10 protein-coding genes and 1 pseudogene are annotated in these 13,065 nt (G+C 61.9%); 3 read left to right on the forward strand and 8 right to left on the reverse strand.

The window, feature by feature from the left end:
* Nucleotides 1–270, forward strand: a pseudogene (locus Q4P21_RS12565) (flagellar biosynthesis protein FlgA); the annotation flags it as partial.
* Nucleotides 271–315: 45 nt separating this feature from the next.
* Here the strand turns inward: Q4P21_RS12565 and Q4P21_RS12570 are convergent.
* The 8 genes from Q4P21_RS12570 to Q4P21_RS12605 form a co-directional block, all read right to left on the reverse strand.
* On the reverse strand, nt 316–828 hold the full coding sequence (locus tag Q4P21_RS12570; RefSeq protein WP_303389102.1) for a hypothetical protein: 513 nt from the start codon (nt 826–828) through the stop codon (nt 316–318).
* A gap of 17 nt (nt 829–845) precedes the next feature.
* On the reverse strand, nt 846–5,213 hold the full coding sequence (locus Q4P21_RS12575) for a DUF4011 domain-containing protein (protein ID WP_303389103.1): 4,368 nt from the start codon (nt 5,211–5,213) through the stop codon (nt 846–848).
* Between the two features lie 112 nt (nt 5,214–5,325).
* Complete coding sequence (gene guaA / locus Q4P21_RS12580; RefSeq protein WP_303389104.1) at nt 5,326–6,915, reverse strand: glutamine-hydrolyzing GMP synthase; 1,590 nt, start codon at nt 6,913–6,915, stop codon at nt 5,326–5,328.
* A 250-nt stretch (nt 6,916–7,165) separates the two neighbouring features.
* Nucleotides 7,166–7,663 (reverse strand): DUF3817 domain-containing protein, encoded by a 498-nt coding sequence (locus tag Q4P21_RS12585; protein ID WP_303389114.1) that lies wholly within the window; start codon nt 7,661–7,663, stop codon nt 7,166–7,168.
* A gap of 146 nt (nt 7,664–7,809) precedes the next feature.
* Nucleotides 7,810–8,637, reverse strand: coding sequence for an SURF1 family protein (locus Q4P21_RS12590; RefSeq protein ID WP_303389105.1), 828 nt, complete (start codon nt 8,635–8,637; stop codon nt 7,810–7,812).
* Between the two features lie 45 nt (nt 8,638–8,682).
* Nucleotides 8,683–9,174, reverse strand: a complete 492-nt coding sequence (locus Q4P21_RS12595; protein ID WP_303389106.1) for a PTS sugar transporter subunit IIA — start codon at nt 9,172–9,174, stop codon at nt 8,683–8,685.
* A gap of 141 nt (nt 9,175–9,315) precedes the next feature.
* Complete coding sequence (locus tag Q4P21_RS12600; protein WP_303389107.1) at nt 9,316–10,440, reverse strand: GuaB3 family IMP dehydrogenase-related protein; 1,125 nt, start codon at nt 10,438–10,440, stop codon at nt 9,316–9,318.
* Nucleotides 10,441–10,474: 34 nt separating this feature from the next.
* On the reverse strand, nt 10,475–11,569 hold the full coding sequence (locus tag Q4P21_RS12605; protein WP_303389108.1) for a BtrH N-terminal domain-containing protein: 1,095 nt from the start codon (nt 11,567–11,569) through the stop codon (nt 10,475–10,477).
* 94 nt (nt 11,570–11,663) lie between these two features.
* Here Q4P21_RS12605 and Q4P21_RS12610 point away from each other — a divergent pair, with 94 nt between their 5' ends.
* Nucleotides 11,664–12,284 (forward strand): hypothetical protein, encoded by a 621-nt coding sequence (locus tag Q4P21_RS12610; RefSeq protein WP_303389109.1) that lies wholly within the window; start codon nt 11,664–11,666, stop codon nt 12,282–12,284.
* A gap of 65 nt (nt 12,285–12,349) precedes the next feature.
* A complete protein-coding gene (locus Q4P21_RS12615) occupies nt 12,350–12,997 on the forward strand; it encodes a hypothetical protein (RefSeq protein ID WP_303389110.1) in 648 nt (215 codons plus the stop codon).
* Nucleotides 12,998–13,065 lie beyond the last annotated feature (68 nt).

Here is a 13,065-nt window from a genome sequence, read left to right on the forward strand (position 1 = left end):
GATCCCTCCACCCTCACGCTGTTGCGCCAAGGTCAGCTTGTCACCGTGGTGCTCAGCAGCAGCACTGGACTTGACGGACCGGTCGGCAATGAACTCCTGGCCGAAAGAGTCCCCGTGCTGTGGACACCAGCCCTGTCACAAGGACATGGCGGGCTGCTTCCCGTGCAAGACAATGAAGGAATTGTGGTCGTGGCAGCTTCTGCCGAGCAGGCCGTGCGGCTGGCCGGAGCCATCAGCCGGGGGAAAGTCTTCCTGATCTTGTTGAACTAGCCCTGCGCTGCTTTCCCTGACACCGGGTAGGCGCCAGGGATCCGGCTAGCTTCTCGCTGCCTTGACAGTCGCAAAGAAATGATTGGGTCCAGGCAGATAGCACAGCCCCACGGCCACGGCACCCAACACAATCTGAGCCACGGTAGTCAGGCCTTCAGGCAGGGTGATCCCCAGCAACTGCATCACTGTGAGCAGCGCCAGCACGCCAGCGGCAACTCGGGCCCAGGAACGGCCCTTGGCCAGAAATAAGGCAAAAAGCACGTACGCGGTTATCGTGGCGATCCCTGAGATTACCACGGTGAGGATTCCCAGATTCCGCATCATTGCCAGGCTCGGAGTGCTCCCGGTCATGGCGTCAATCTGGAGCTGGATGGCATCCAGCCGTGCGGGTGAGGCGGCGTAGACCACGGCAATCACCGAGGCTACTACCTGAACAACCGCGGCAAGCAACAGCAGCCGTGAGGCCACTGTCACCAGCTGCGGTGTGGGTGGTTTCGGCGTACCGGTGTTCTTGTCCAGGAAGGTGCCCAGACCAGGCACCCTTGGCGGAGTGTCCATGGAATTCCTTTGAATATCTAGCCCCAATGTGGAGGCTTGTTCTCGCGTAGCCACGCGTCGTGGCCGCGGTCCTCGGGGTTGTCCCCCCATGTGTGAGCGGCGTCGTTCGATGGCTCCTTGGGCAACACTTCCGATTCTATGGACGGTGTTGCTGGTGTTGCAGCACTTTTTGACTCGGCTTCAACAGCTTTTCCTTCGCTGCCTTGGTCCCCAGCCTCTTCACTCATGGGCGGCACACTTTCATCGTTTTCTCTGGCTGCTCCCGCGGCCTCTGCCGCAGTGCCTGTCTCTGCGCTGCCGTTGTCAGCACTGCCGTTGTCTGCTGTGCCGTTGCCTGCTGGACTGCCGTCAGCCTTATCAGCTTTGCCCGCTTGTGCTGTGGCGTCGTCGACGCTGACCTGGGCTTCCGTGGACTCCCCCTCGACATCCTTAATGGCGTCAGCGGTACCAGCAGCACTGGCGTCATCGCCATCTGCGGCGTCTGCACTGGCGGTGTCAACATCTGCAGCAGCGTCCTCAGCACTGGGAGTTGCTGTGCCGTTGCGGCGGCGGGAACGGGGTGAGTCCATGACCGCTGTCATGGACGTGTCCATGGATGTGCCTATCAGCGAGGCCAGGTCTGCATCTCCGGCAGTGGAGGGCAGCCCCAAGTACCGACCAATCTCATCGGCGCAGCTGGAAGGATCGGTGAAGACCTCAATGGTCCACAACGACACATACCGCCAGCCGAGTCGTTCAAGCATTTGCGGGCGAAGCCGGCTGCGTTCGCGCACACTCATGTTCTTGTACTTGGCCGTACCATCGGATTCAACGGCCACTGGCACCGGGATCTCCTGCTCCTCGCGGCCCAGGAGTTGGATCGGGTCTGGGGCTGCTGCCATGTCAAGGGCACCATCATAGTGGTGCCAGACACGGGCACCGCGGGCATGGAGCCTGTCTGCAAGGTCGGCCACCAGCGGGTCTTCCCCGGTTTCCCGTTCACTGTCCTGTGCACGTGATGCAGGGGTGCCCAGCAGCGAGTTGCCCGCAAGTTCCCGGTTCAACAGTTCGAACAAGTCGACAGCACCATGGCTAAGCCTGCTCTCGTCAAGATCCTCCGGCCTGAAGCACGTGACAATGTGGATATGCGTACGCGCCCGGGTCATGGCCAGCGCAAACTTCGCCCGGCCATCCGGTTCAGACAACGGGCCCAACCCATGCAATGCCCTGCCATGCGGTGTGCGTCCGTAGCCGAGTGAGAAGATGACCCGGTCCCTGACAAGCCCGGCAGCCCTATCCACCGTGACTACGCGGAACGACTCGGGGCCGGAGGCGAAGAAGTCGGCAAGCATCGGATGGTTGGCCATGTGGACGCGAATGGCCTGGGCAACCCTGACGGCGTGGCGTTCGCTGGCTGTAATGATGGCCAAAGATTCAAGCGGCCGGACCCTGGCGTGTTCAAACACGAGGTCAACGACGCGGTTCACCTCGGCCACCACGGACTCCACGCCGTCGCTGCTGGGAAGCCCCTTGCCGTCCGGGAGATAGTCCACGGTGAGGGAACGATCAAGCCCCGTCAGTGCCCTGCCGTCCGGCAGACGTTCGAGCTGGGAATCATAGAATCCGGAGCTGAGCTGGCGTACCAGGTCCTCGTCGACGGAACGGTACGCCATGGTCAGCCTGTGGCGGGGCAGAACCCTGGACAACGCACCGAACACGCTCTCCAAGGGGTGCTGGTCCGCGCCCCGGCTCCCCGGCGCACTGACAGCAACGCTAAAGCTCTTCGGACACGCTGTTTGTTCATCACCGAACGCCACTACTTGTTCAGCACGTGCCAACGCCGGAAGTGCGGACTGCAGCGATGTCGCCTCGGCATCCAGAATCACGACGGCGTCAAAACGCAGTCCTTCAGGAATGGCCGTGGGCACCACAAGTGGGCTCAGCACAAAAATGGGAGCAAGATTACGCAGCAGGTCAGGTGCCTGTGCGCTCAAGGCTGCCAGTGAGACTCGGCCGTCCTTCAACACGTTGCGCAACATCTCACCTTGGCGGTTGCCACCAACGAGCACCTCGGCCCACCGCTGGGCCAAGCGCCAGCGGATCCGGCCCGGCCCGGAAGCAACGTGCACCTGGTCTGCGATGCGGAACTCTGCTTCGAGACGGCGGAGGTTCTCGCCGTCGGACATGGCAAGGTATTCATCCCCGCTGATCATGGCCTCCAGTGCGGACTGCCACCAAGCAAGTTCCAGCTCGGGCCCAGTTAGCCCTGCAGGCACCTCACGGCGGGCCAGGTCATCGAGCAGCTCGCCCAGGCCTTGCGCACGCATGCCTTGCAGCAGGAGGGTGCGCTCGGGAAGTGTCTCCAGCGACTCCTTCGCGGCAACCAGCGCCTCCAACCGGCCCACGAGTTCGCCTGCGTTGAAATTCAGCAGGTCCCCGCCGTCAACCGTCTTATCGAGAACAGCGCCCAACGTCAGGAGCTTCTCGCGCAAGCCCATGTACGTCCGGCTCAAATCAGCCAAACCGGAAGGCACTGTGGGGTGGCGCTTGCTATTGGCGGCCTTGGCCCACAGCACGCTTTGTTCCTTGACGAGCAGCAGGGAGGCATGCAGATCGGCGATGTGGACGCCGGGGCGCACCAGATCCTTGGCGTTGCGGCGGAAGCGGGCGCGCTGCAGGGCAGGCATCTCCACGCGGTGTTCCTTGCGCCAAGCTGAGGTTGCTGTGGCGGCGATCATTTCATCGGTCGACCAGTCAAAAATATCGGCGCTGAACTTGTCCAGGCTTTCACGGATAGCAACCAGCATGTTGAGCTGCCGGCCCCATTCCGCAAAGGAATGTCCTTGGCGGATCTGGCCAAACTCTGCCACTTCATGCATTTTGGTCGCGAAGTCGGGCACGTGCGTCAACAGTTGTTCAGCGAGTTGGTACGCTGTTTCGGTTTCCTTGCGGGTCACCATGCGGGCACCATGCCAGGCGCTGCTCACGGCGGCCCGGCTGAATGCGCCCAGGTCGGCTGCACGGCGCAAGCTCACCTTCAGGTCCGTGCGGTCGCGGATGCTGTCGAGCACACTGCGCTTCAGACGCACGGTGGTGGAGGGAGCCGGGTGGATTGATGTCAGCTCGGCCAGTGACTGCATGGCCTCGTAGGGTGAGCATCCCCAGCGTTCACGCACATTGTGCAGGCTCGCCACATGATCAACCAACTGATGGCGGTGGTCCACCAACATCTCATGCAGGCTTCCCAGTTTCGGTTCCTCAGCCTTTTCGTTGCGGGTGATGGCCCTGATCAGCTGTGACTTGATTTGCTGTGGACCGGTTTGCGCACTGAGCTGCAGCAGCAGTGAATCCAGGCCGTGCTCTCCGAATATCTGCGCCAGCTCATTCAAAGTTCCACGCCGTTCGCCCACCACCAGGACACTCTTACCGTCGTGGACCAACGCGGCAATGGCGTTGATGGCCGTCTGGGTCTGGCCCGTACCTGGAGGTGTGGAGACCAGTACGGACTCTCCATTACGCACCATGTCCAGCACGTATTGCTGCTGCGGATCGGCGTCCAGCACCAGGAGTTCGTCCTTGGGGTTTCGCTCGTCCAGACTGTCAAACCGAGAAAAGTCCGGTTCCAGCTCCACCGGAAGGACATCGTCACCGCTGTGGCTTTGCAGGAGTTCAAGCAGCGGACTGCCGGCCTTCAGGGCCGGATCGTTCAGGTTGTCGGCGAGGAAGGCGAACGTTGAAACGATGAGTTCATGCTCCACCTCGGCTCCGGCGATGGGCGCCAGCAGCGTGCGAACCCGATCCAGGACAGGTGCGGGGTCAAAGCGTGCGGTGCTGTAAGCCAAACGTCCCAGGGCGGGTGCGTCCAAGTGGATATTGGAGTGCTGGGCGAGATACTTCACCAGTGCCGGGTTGACTTGGGCCTGCTCCATCAGTTGAAGCTCGTAGTCATCCTGCCCGGGGCGCACGGTAAGTGCGACGGCGGCCAGCAGCACGGGAGCGCAGACGTCGCCACTGCTTGGTCCGCCGACTGCGGACCAGCGGGCCATCCCGGCGGCGAGGTATCCGACGTCGATCCCGCGGTCGGTGCTGAGTTCGAAGATTTTGGCCCGGAGGGCGGCGGCAGCTGTTTTGGCTGCGGCATAGAGTTCGGGTTCGCGGATCAGCGTGGAGAGGCGGGTTTTGCGGCCCGCCAAAAGCTGGGCGAGGCCCGAGGGGTGGGCGTGCGTGAGAGAGATGCTGCCATACTCGGTTTTGGTGAAGGCAAGCGCCGTGTCGGCTCCGGAATAGGAATCCAATCCAGCAAGCCAGGTTTGGAGCTCCAATGAACTCTCATTGGGGCCTGCAACTTCGGACACGGGTGCCTTCTTCTCTGCACTTGAGCGGAACGGTCTTGACCATACTGACATGTATTTCAGGCTATCGCTCCCAGCCTGAGAATGCCTGTTCGGCACACTGGAGGGTGCCAAAATAAGCCTGGAATAAGTGACTCAGGCGCCCTCCAGCGTACCTAGAGGGGATTTACTCCCACTCAATCGTTCCCGGTGGTTTGGACGTGACGTCCAAGACAACGCGGTTTACGCCGTCCACCTCGTTGGTGATCCGGTTGGAGATCTTCGCCAGCAGGTCGTACGGCAGGCGTGACCAATCAGCTGTCATGGCATCTTCGGAGGACACCGGGCGCAGCACGATCGGGTGACCGTAGGTGCGGCCGTCGCCCATGACGCCAACGCTGCGCACATCTGCGAGCAGCACAACGGGCATCTGCCACACTTCGTTGTCCAAGCCGGCTGCGGTCAGTTCGGCGCGGGCAATGGCGTCTGCCTTGCGCAGCAGTTCCAGTCGTTCGCCGGTGATCTCGCCAACGATGCGGATGCCCAGGCCGGGGCCGGGGAACGGCTGGCGGCCGACGATTTCGGCAGGCAGGCCGAGCTCGGCGCCCACGGCCCGGACCTCGTCCTTGAACAAGGCACGCAGTGGCTCGACGAGCTCAAAGCGGAGGTCCTCTGGGAGCCCGCCCACATTGTGGTGGCTCTTGATGTTGGCTGCGCCTTCACCACCGCCAGATTCCACCACATCGGGGTACAGGGTTCCCTGGACCAGGAACTTGATCTCTTCACCTTCGGAGGCGGCAGCGACCATGATGGCCCGCTCTGCTTCTTCGAAGGCGCGGATGAATTCGCGGCCAATGATCTTGCGCTTCGTTTCGGGGTCAGAGACCCCGGCCAACGCGTTCAGGAAGCGGTCCTGTTCGTTGGCAACATAGAGCTTGGCACCCGTGGAGGCCACGAAATCGAGTTCAACCTGCTCGGCCTCCCCTGCACGCAGCAGACCGTGGTTGACGAATACGCACGTGAGCTGGTCGCCTACGGCGCGCTGCACGAGGGCGGCTGCAACAGCCGAGTCAACGCCGCCGGAGAGGCCGCAAATGACTTGGGCATCGCCGATCTGTTCGCGGATGCGATCAACCTGCTCGTCAAGGATGCTGGTGGCAGTCCAGTTCTTCTCGAGTTTGGCACCGTTGAACAGGAAGTTCTCCAGTACTTTCTGGCCAAACTCCGAGTGCTTGACTTCCGGGTGCCACTGGACACCGAAGAGGCACTTTTCCTCATTGGCAAACGCGGCAACGGGTGCCCCGGGCGAAGATGCCAGCACATCAAAGCCTTCGGGTGCTTGCTGAACGCTGTCACCGTGGCTCATCCAGGTCGTCTGGTCAGCGTTCGTGGAGCTCAGGATGGAACGGCTTTCACCGAGGATCTGCACCTGGGTGGACCCGTATTCACGCTGACCGGTTTGGGCAACAACTCCACCGAGGGCAGCAGCCATGGCCTGGAAGCCGTAGCAAATGCCCAGGACCGGAATGCCGGCTTCAAACAGGTCTGCACCAACGTTGGGTGCGCCCTCAGAGTAGACACTTGAGGGTCCACCGGAGAGGATGATGGCAGCTGGGTTCTTAGCCAGTAGCTGCGCAGTGGTGTAGGTGTGCGGAACGATTTCCGAGTACACGTTGGCCTCACGCACACGGCGCGCAATCAACTGGGCGTACTGGGCGCCGTAGTCCACAACCAGGACGGGCTTCTGGGATGTCTGGGCCGGAGCGGGATTAGTCACCTAATAATCTTAACCCACAGCGCAGTCGCCACGTCACGGTGCCGAGCATTCCGTGACAAGAGACTCAAAATTGCCGTGGGTTGACAGGTGTTCAAAAGCAAGACCGCAGCCAAGCCCCCGCCACCACTACCGACGCTCCCGCACTTTCTGGGGGCAATTAGGCAACGCTCCCGCACCCATTTGAAGAACGGTTCCTGAAAAGGCCCCGAAAAGTGCAGGAGCGTCAGTAGGTGCGGTGGGGCTCAGCGGGTTAGTACCGTTTGCCGGCCTTCGGATTGGCCGCAACCTCGGCCAATACTTCCTTGTGGATCCGTCCTTCAACAATGAACGACAGAAACGGGACCACTCCGCCCAGCGCAATCAGCACCAACTTGCCGAACGGCCAACGCATCAGCGTCCACAGGCGGAAGTCGGCGATGAGGTAGACAACGTACATCCAGCCGTGCACGATCAGCACCAAAGTGGACAGATTCACACCGCCACTGATGGCCATGACGCCGCCGTCAAGGCTGACAAACCCCAACCCGTGGGCAGCCCCGGCGGTGTCGGTGCCTCCTGCCACAAGCACGCTCTGGAACCCGTAGCGCACTACAAGTTCAACTACGAGCAGCAGCAGCATGGTGCCCGTTGCATAGGCCAGGACCTTGTAGAACTTCAGTGCGCTCAGAATCTGTGCTGGCGTACCGCCGAAGCGGCGCTTGGGTGCAGCCTTGGCCGCCGGTGCCGCAGCGGAGGCGCTGGCAGGCACTGCGTTGTTCGGCACTGCGTTGGTTGGTTCGGCGTTGTTGGGCTCGGTCACGGTGCCGGCTCTCCTCAATCTGTGGATGGTGTCAGACTGGCCAAAATCCAGTCCGGATAAATTCTCTGTCAGTGTGGGCTGTCAGCCCTGGGGTGTCAGTTGTTGGCGTCGTCTTCTTCGACGCTGTCGTCGTCGCCAGCGAGGTCAAAGAGTTCGTCCTGGGCACGGCGGTAGTCATCGGCCACCAAGCGCCACCACACGAACACGGCAAACCCGGCGAACAGCACCCATTCAAGGGAGTAGAAGATGTTCAGCCAGTTGACCTTGTTGTTTTGGTCGGTTGCGGTGACGGTGATGGGAATCAGTCCGCTGCTGGTGGACGCTGCGCCAACTTCGTGCCCGTCGGCCAGCTCGGTGTGGGAGACGATGAAAGCGGAGTATGTGGTGACGTTCCAAATATTGCTCAGCTCGGCAGAAGACAGCATGCTGATCTGACCGGCGGGAAGATTCTTATTCAGTTCCGGACCTTCGGAATTGAGCATCCGGCCAACAAGATCAATGCTGCCGGTTGGTGCGGCGGGCACGTTATCCGGGGAGGCAATCCAGCCGCGGGCTACGGGGATGACCACTTCCTTGGTGGCGGCCACGCCGCTGAGAACCGGTGCACCGTCCACTTCGAAGGCCGTTACCACCCAGTATCCGGTGTTGCCATCTTGCAGCCGCGAAGGAACAAGCAGCTGCTTTGCCGGATCAAAGGCGCCCTTCGCCGTGACAATCTGCCCTTCGACGTCTCCCATCATCGGCTCCCCCGGCTTCAAGGCATCCAGCAGCGGCTGGACCTTTTCCGTCACTTCAGGCGGTGCCACGTCCTTTTCCAGCGAACGGGAGAACTGCCATTGGCTCAGGATGACAAAGACGGAAGCCACAACCAGCGCAAACACCAGCGCGGCGATCCATTTGGGTTTTACGGCAGTTTTCAACACGCTTCAACGTTACTTCGTCTCTCTGTAGAACAGCGAATGCTGCCCCTAGTGATCGAAGAAAACCAGCGAGGAGTTGATCAACTCGGCGATGACCTCGGCGTCGTGTGCCCGGCGCAGAGACTCGCGGAAATTCTCCTTGAAGAGCGAGCGCGCCAGTGTCGCCAACACTTCCAAGTGGGCAGAGAATGAACTGGCCGGGGTGGCTATAAGCAAAATCACGGTGGCGGGGCCGTCCATCGCACCAAAATTGAGGCTGTGGTCGAACTTGGTGACGCCCACGGCGATGGAAATTTCCTTGACGTACTCGCTTCGGGCGTGCGGCAGACCGATCCCTCCGGGCAAGCCGGTAGCCATCTGGTGTTCGCGGGCGTTGACGTCACGCAGGAAACCATCAAGGTCCGAAATCCTGCCCTGCTCAAACAATTTGGCAGCCAACTGGGCGGCGGCGTCCTCTTTGGAATCGGCCACCATTTCCAAAATCACCAACCCGGGATTGGTCAATTCTGTGTTGTAGCGTTCCAGCGAACCCGATGTCATTGGTACCTTTCGCGACGTTTGGTCAAGAAGCTCCCACCAGTCTACTCTCGACACCTTGCTGGAGCGGGTGGGCAGGGACTGCCCAAATGCAGCAATGCCCCGGTCCGCAGCAGCGGTCCGGGGCATTGCCAAGCCAGTCAATTACGGCGAAACGATGACGTCGATCCGCTGGAATTCCTTCAGGTCCGAGTACCCTGTGGTGGCCATGGAACGACGCAGTGCACCAATCAGGTTTGAGGTTCCATCAGCCTGGTGGGCAGGCCCAAACAGAACTTCCTCCAGGGTGCCCACAGTGTTCATCTTCACCCGGTGACCGCGCGGCAGTACCTGGTGGTGTGCCTCGGCACCCCAGTGCCACCCCTGCCCGGGAGCCTCTGCGGCACGGGACAGTGCGGCACCGAGCATGACGGCGTCGGCACCCATCGCGATGGCCTTGACGATGTCCCCACTGGAGCCCATGCCGCCGTCGGCGATGACGTGCACATAGCGCCCGCCGGACTCATCCATGTAGTCGCGGCGTGCCGCCGCCACGTCGGAGATGGCGCTGGCCATCGGTGAACGGATGCCCAGCGCACGGCTTGTTGTGGTGGAGGCGCCGCCGCCAAAGCCCACCAGGACCCCTGCTGCGCCGGTACGCATCAGGTGCAGTGCTGAGGTGTAGCCAGCCGCACCGCCCACAATGACGGGGACGTCAAGCTCGTAGATGAACTGCTTCAGGTTCAGCGATTCAGTGGTTTTGGAGACGTGCTCGGCTGAAACGGTGGTTCCACGGATGACGAAGATGTCAACGCCAGCCGCAATCACGGTCTTGTAGAACTCCTGTGTGCGCTGCGGTGTCAGCGAACCTGCCACGGTCACGCCAGCAGCGCGGATCTCCGCCAGGCGTGCCGTGATCAGCTCCGCCTTGATGGGCTCGCTGTAGATCTCCTGCAGGCGGCGGGTAGTCTCCGGGTCAATAACGGAGCCTTCCAGTGCGGCGATCTCGTCCAGCACCGGTTGCGGATCTTCGTAGCGGGTCCACAGGCCTTCCAAGTCCAGCACGCCCAAGCCGCCGAACTTGCCCAGGGCAATGGCAGTTTCCGGGGACATGACCGAGTCCATGGGCGCGCCAATGACGGGCATTTCAAACTGGTAGGCGTCGATCTGCCATTTCACCGACACATCTTGGGGATCGCGCGTGCGCCTGGCCGGCACAATCGAAATCTCATCCAACGAATATGCGCGGCGTCCACGCTTTCCACGGCCAATCTCAATCTCATAAGTCACGCCCCCTAGCCTATCTCAGCGAGGGCCCCGGGCTTCAAAATGCTTCGCGGACGGCTGATTGCAGGGCCAGCGCGGCCGCGGTTTCCCGTTCTGCTATCGCTTCGACTTGAGCAGCCATGGGCGTGAAGCTCGTTTCTCCGGCAGCCCCAATCGAGGCCACCAGCTCCTCCCACTGCTCCCCCAGGAGCTCGTAATGTTCCGCCGCGTCCCCCAGTTTTTTCAGGTTCACCCCGGAAAGTTCGACGCCGGCACTCCCCCGCCCGTACCCCGCCACCTCGCACAGGAATTGCGCATACAACGGACGCAACGCACCGGGCCCGCTAAACCGCTTTCCAGTCAGCAGCCCGTGCAACATGCCCAGACCCGCCACCGCGCGCTGTGGATCACCAAAGATCCGCGACCAGCCTTGCCGTGTGGAGGTGTCGCGGAGCCGCTGTGCCCACGACTGCATGCCTACGATGCCGAAGTTTTTCGCGTAGCTGGGTGGAACCCCAGGAGGGGCTTGCTGGGACAAAAGCTCCTGCGCTGTCTCAGCCATGGCGTGGCGCAGCACCTCCGTGTTCAACGCCTCTGCGACGCCGCCTGCCACGTGGGCCTGCCAGTGTTTGTCGGCTTTGCGGGAGGCGCGCGCTGCAGCCAGCGCAGGGACACTGATCCGCTCAAGACGCCCACCGCCGTCGTCCACGAGGTAGTCTTCACCGTCCCGGGCCACCACCGCCACATCCACGGAATCCATGTCCGCGAGCGGATCTGACGGCACCCACGGGAGTGTTCCGTGCACTACCCGTACGACGGCGGGCACCCCGGTTTCCAACGCAGCGTCCAGTCGCGACTGGGCCAGTGGCGCGCTGCCGGTTTGCTGGATATTGATGTTGGCCCCGCAACGGCGCAGCAAGTTCTCGGTGTACGGCCCGGGATGAAAGCGTGTCACCACAGAGGCGGTGGTGGTGTCCTTGTAGTCAAAAGTGAAGATCATGAAGCCGATGCCCCCGCCCAGCCCCGCCAGCACCGCCTCGCTGAAAGGCTCGTCTGTGAACGGGTTCTGCACACCCGACGCGGCCAGGACGCGGTTCCATAAACCGCAGTCCCAATGCGAGTAGTCGGTGCGGGGATTGTAGTCGGGGAGCATTTGATGATTGTAGCGGGACGACTGGTTATTCAGTGGATAGAGTTGAGAACTGCTGGCACAGAACTCCCACCATGCTTTCAACCATGAGGAAACCATGACCGACGAATCAGATCTTTTGCTGACCGACCACGAACTCCTGGCCCTGTTGGCCATGAATCCAACCGACTCCGCAGCGGCCACACGCGACCTTTTCCGCCTCTCAACCGTGGCGCACCGCGACGTCTTGGAACGGGCTGGCGTCACCACGCTGCTGGCCCGCGGCATGGCTGAACCCAACGGGGAAGACATTGTCCCGGTGGAACGCGGCGCTCTGGTGGCAGCTGTCCTCACAACGGCCACCGAATGGTTGGAGGTCGCTTTCGTGACGCCCAGCTCAGACCACATCATGTTCGTGGCGGCCTCTGAGCATGGTTCCCTCCTGCTCTCCTTGAACCGGTTGGGCGCCCACCAGGTGCGTCCCGTCGACACTGCCGAAGGGCTTCCCCGGTTGGGTGTACTGCTCTCACAGGCCTATCTCGAGGATGCCACTGACGGGCTTCCCGCCTCCGCGATGGTCACGTTCCACCCGGCCTCAGGCACGCCGCTCACGGTCCAGCTCAAAAGAGATGAATCGGAAACGTGGACGCTGCTCTCGGGCAGCGGCGATGCGGTACAGACGGAAACCATCCCGGCCGCTGCAGCATTCGAAAGGCTCAGCGCGGCCTTGTCCTGCTGATCTCCCCTTGGGACGAGGTAGCCCCGCAGCGCACAAAATTCATTCATCGCAAAGGAACAGGCCCCATGAGCTATTCGGACCCGTTCCCTCCGCTGCGCGGGCGCCCACTCACCTACTGGCTTGATTCAGACATGGCCCGCACGGCGCCCGAGACGAGCACCTCCGCGCTGCGCGACATGGCCTGGATTCACGGACAGTGGCGGGGCCTGTCCGGTGCCGCCACCGGTCTGGGAATCGCCTTTCTCGGCGGCGGCCTTCTTTCCCTGGCCACTATGACAAGCGCCATAGACCTGTGGCTGTCCTTGATTCTGACCGGCTTCGCCTTGTTGGCCACCGGAGCTCTGGTCCGGGCCATGAAACTGCCCAGAATTCCGCAGTCACGGCGCCCCATGGCCTCCCGCGCACCACAAAAATTCACGTCCGGAATCAACCTTGCCATCCTCATCACTGCCGCTGTGGGCCTCCCCGTGGCCTTCGCCATCTCCGGTTGGCTGGCACAAGGCCTGGGACCGGCTTTCTCCTTTATTGCCGTGTGCCTGCTCATCGTCCTTGGCACATCCAGCATCTTCGCTGTCCCGGCCTACCGCGCAGAAAATGCGCGCCGGGACTTCCGCAGGTACGTCGACCGAAACGCAGCAATGCGGTCTGAACTGGAGAACCTGTCCATGACCTGTCACGACGAACATGGCGAAAGGAACTTTGGCCCGCTCTAGCTCGGCCGATACCGCTTTCGTGCCTCCCCACACCTCGCTTCGCTCGGCTGGGGCCCCTCGGCCGATAC

Origin of the sequence: Arthrobacter sp. (genome assembly GCF_030540645.1) — a bacterium.
In the GTDB taxonomy this organism is placed as follows: Bacteria; Actinomycetota; Actinomycetes; order Actinomycetales; family Micrococcaceae; genus Specibacter.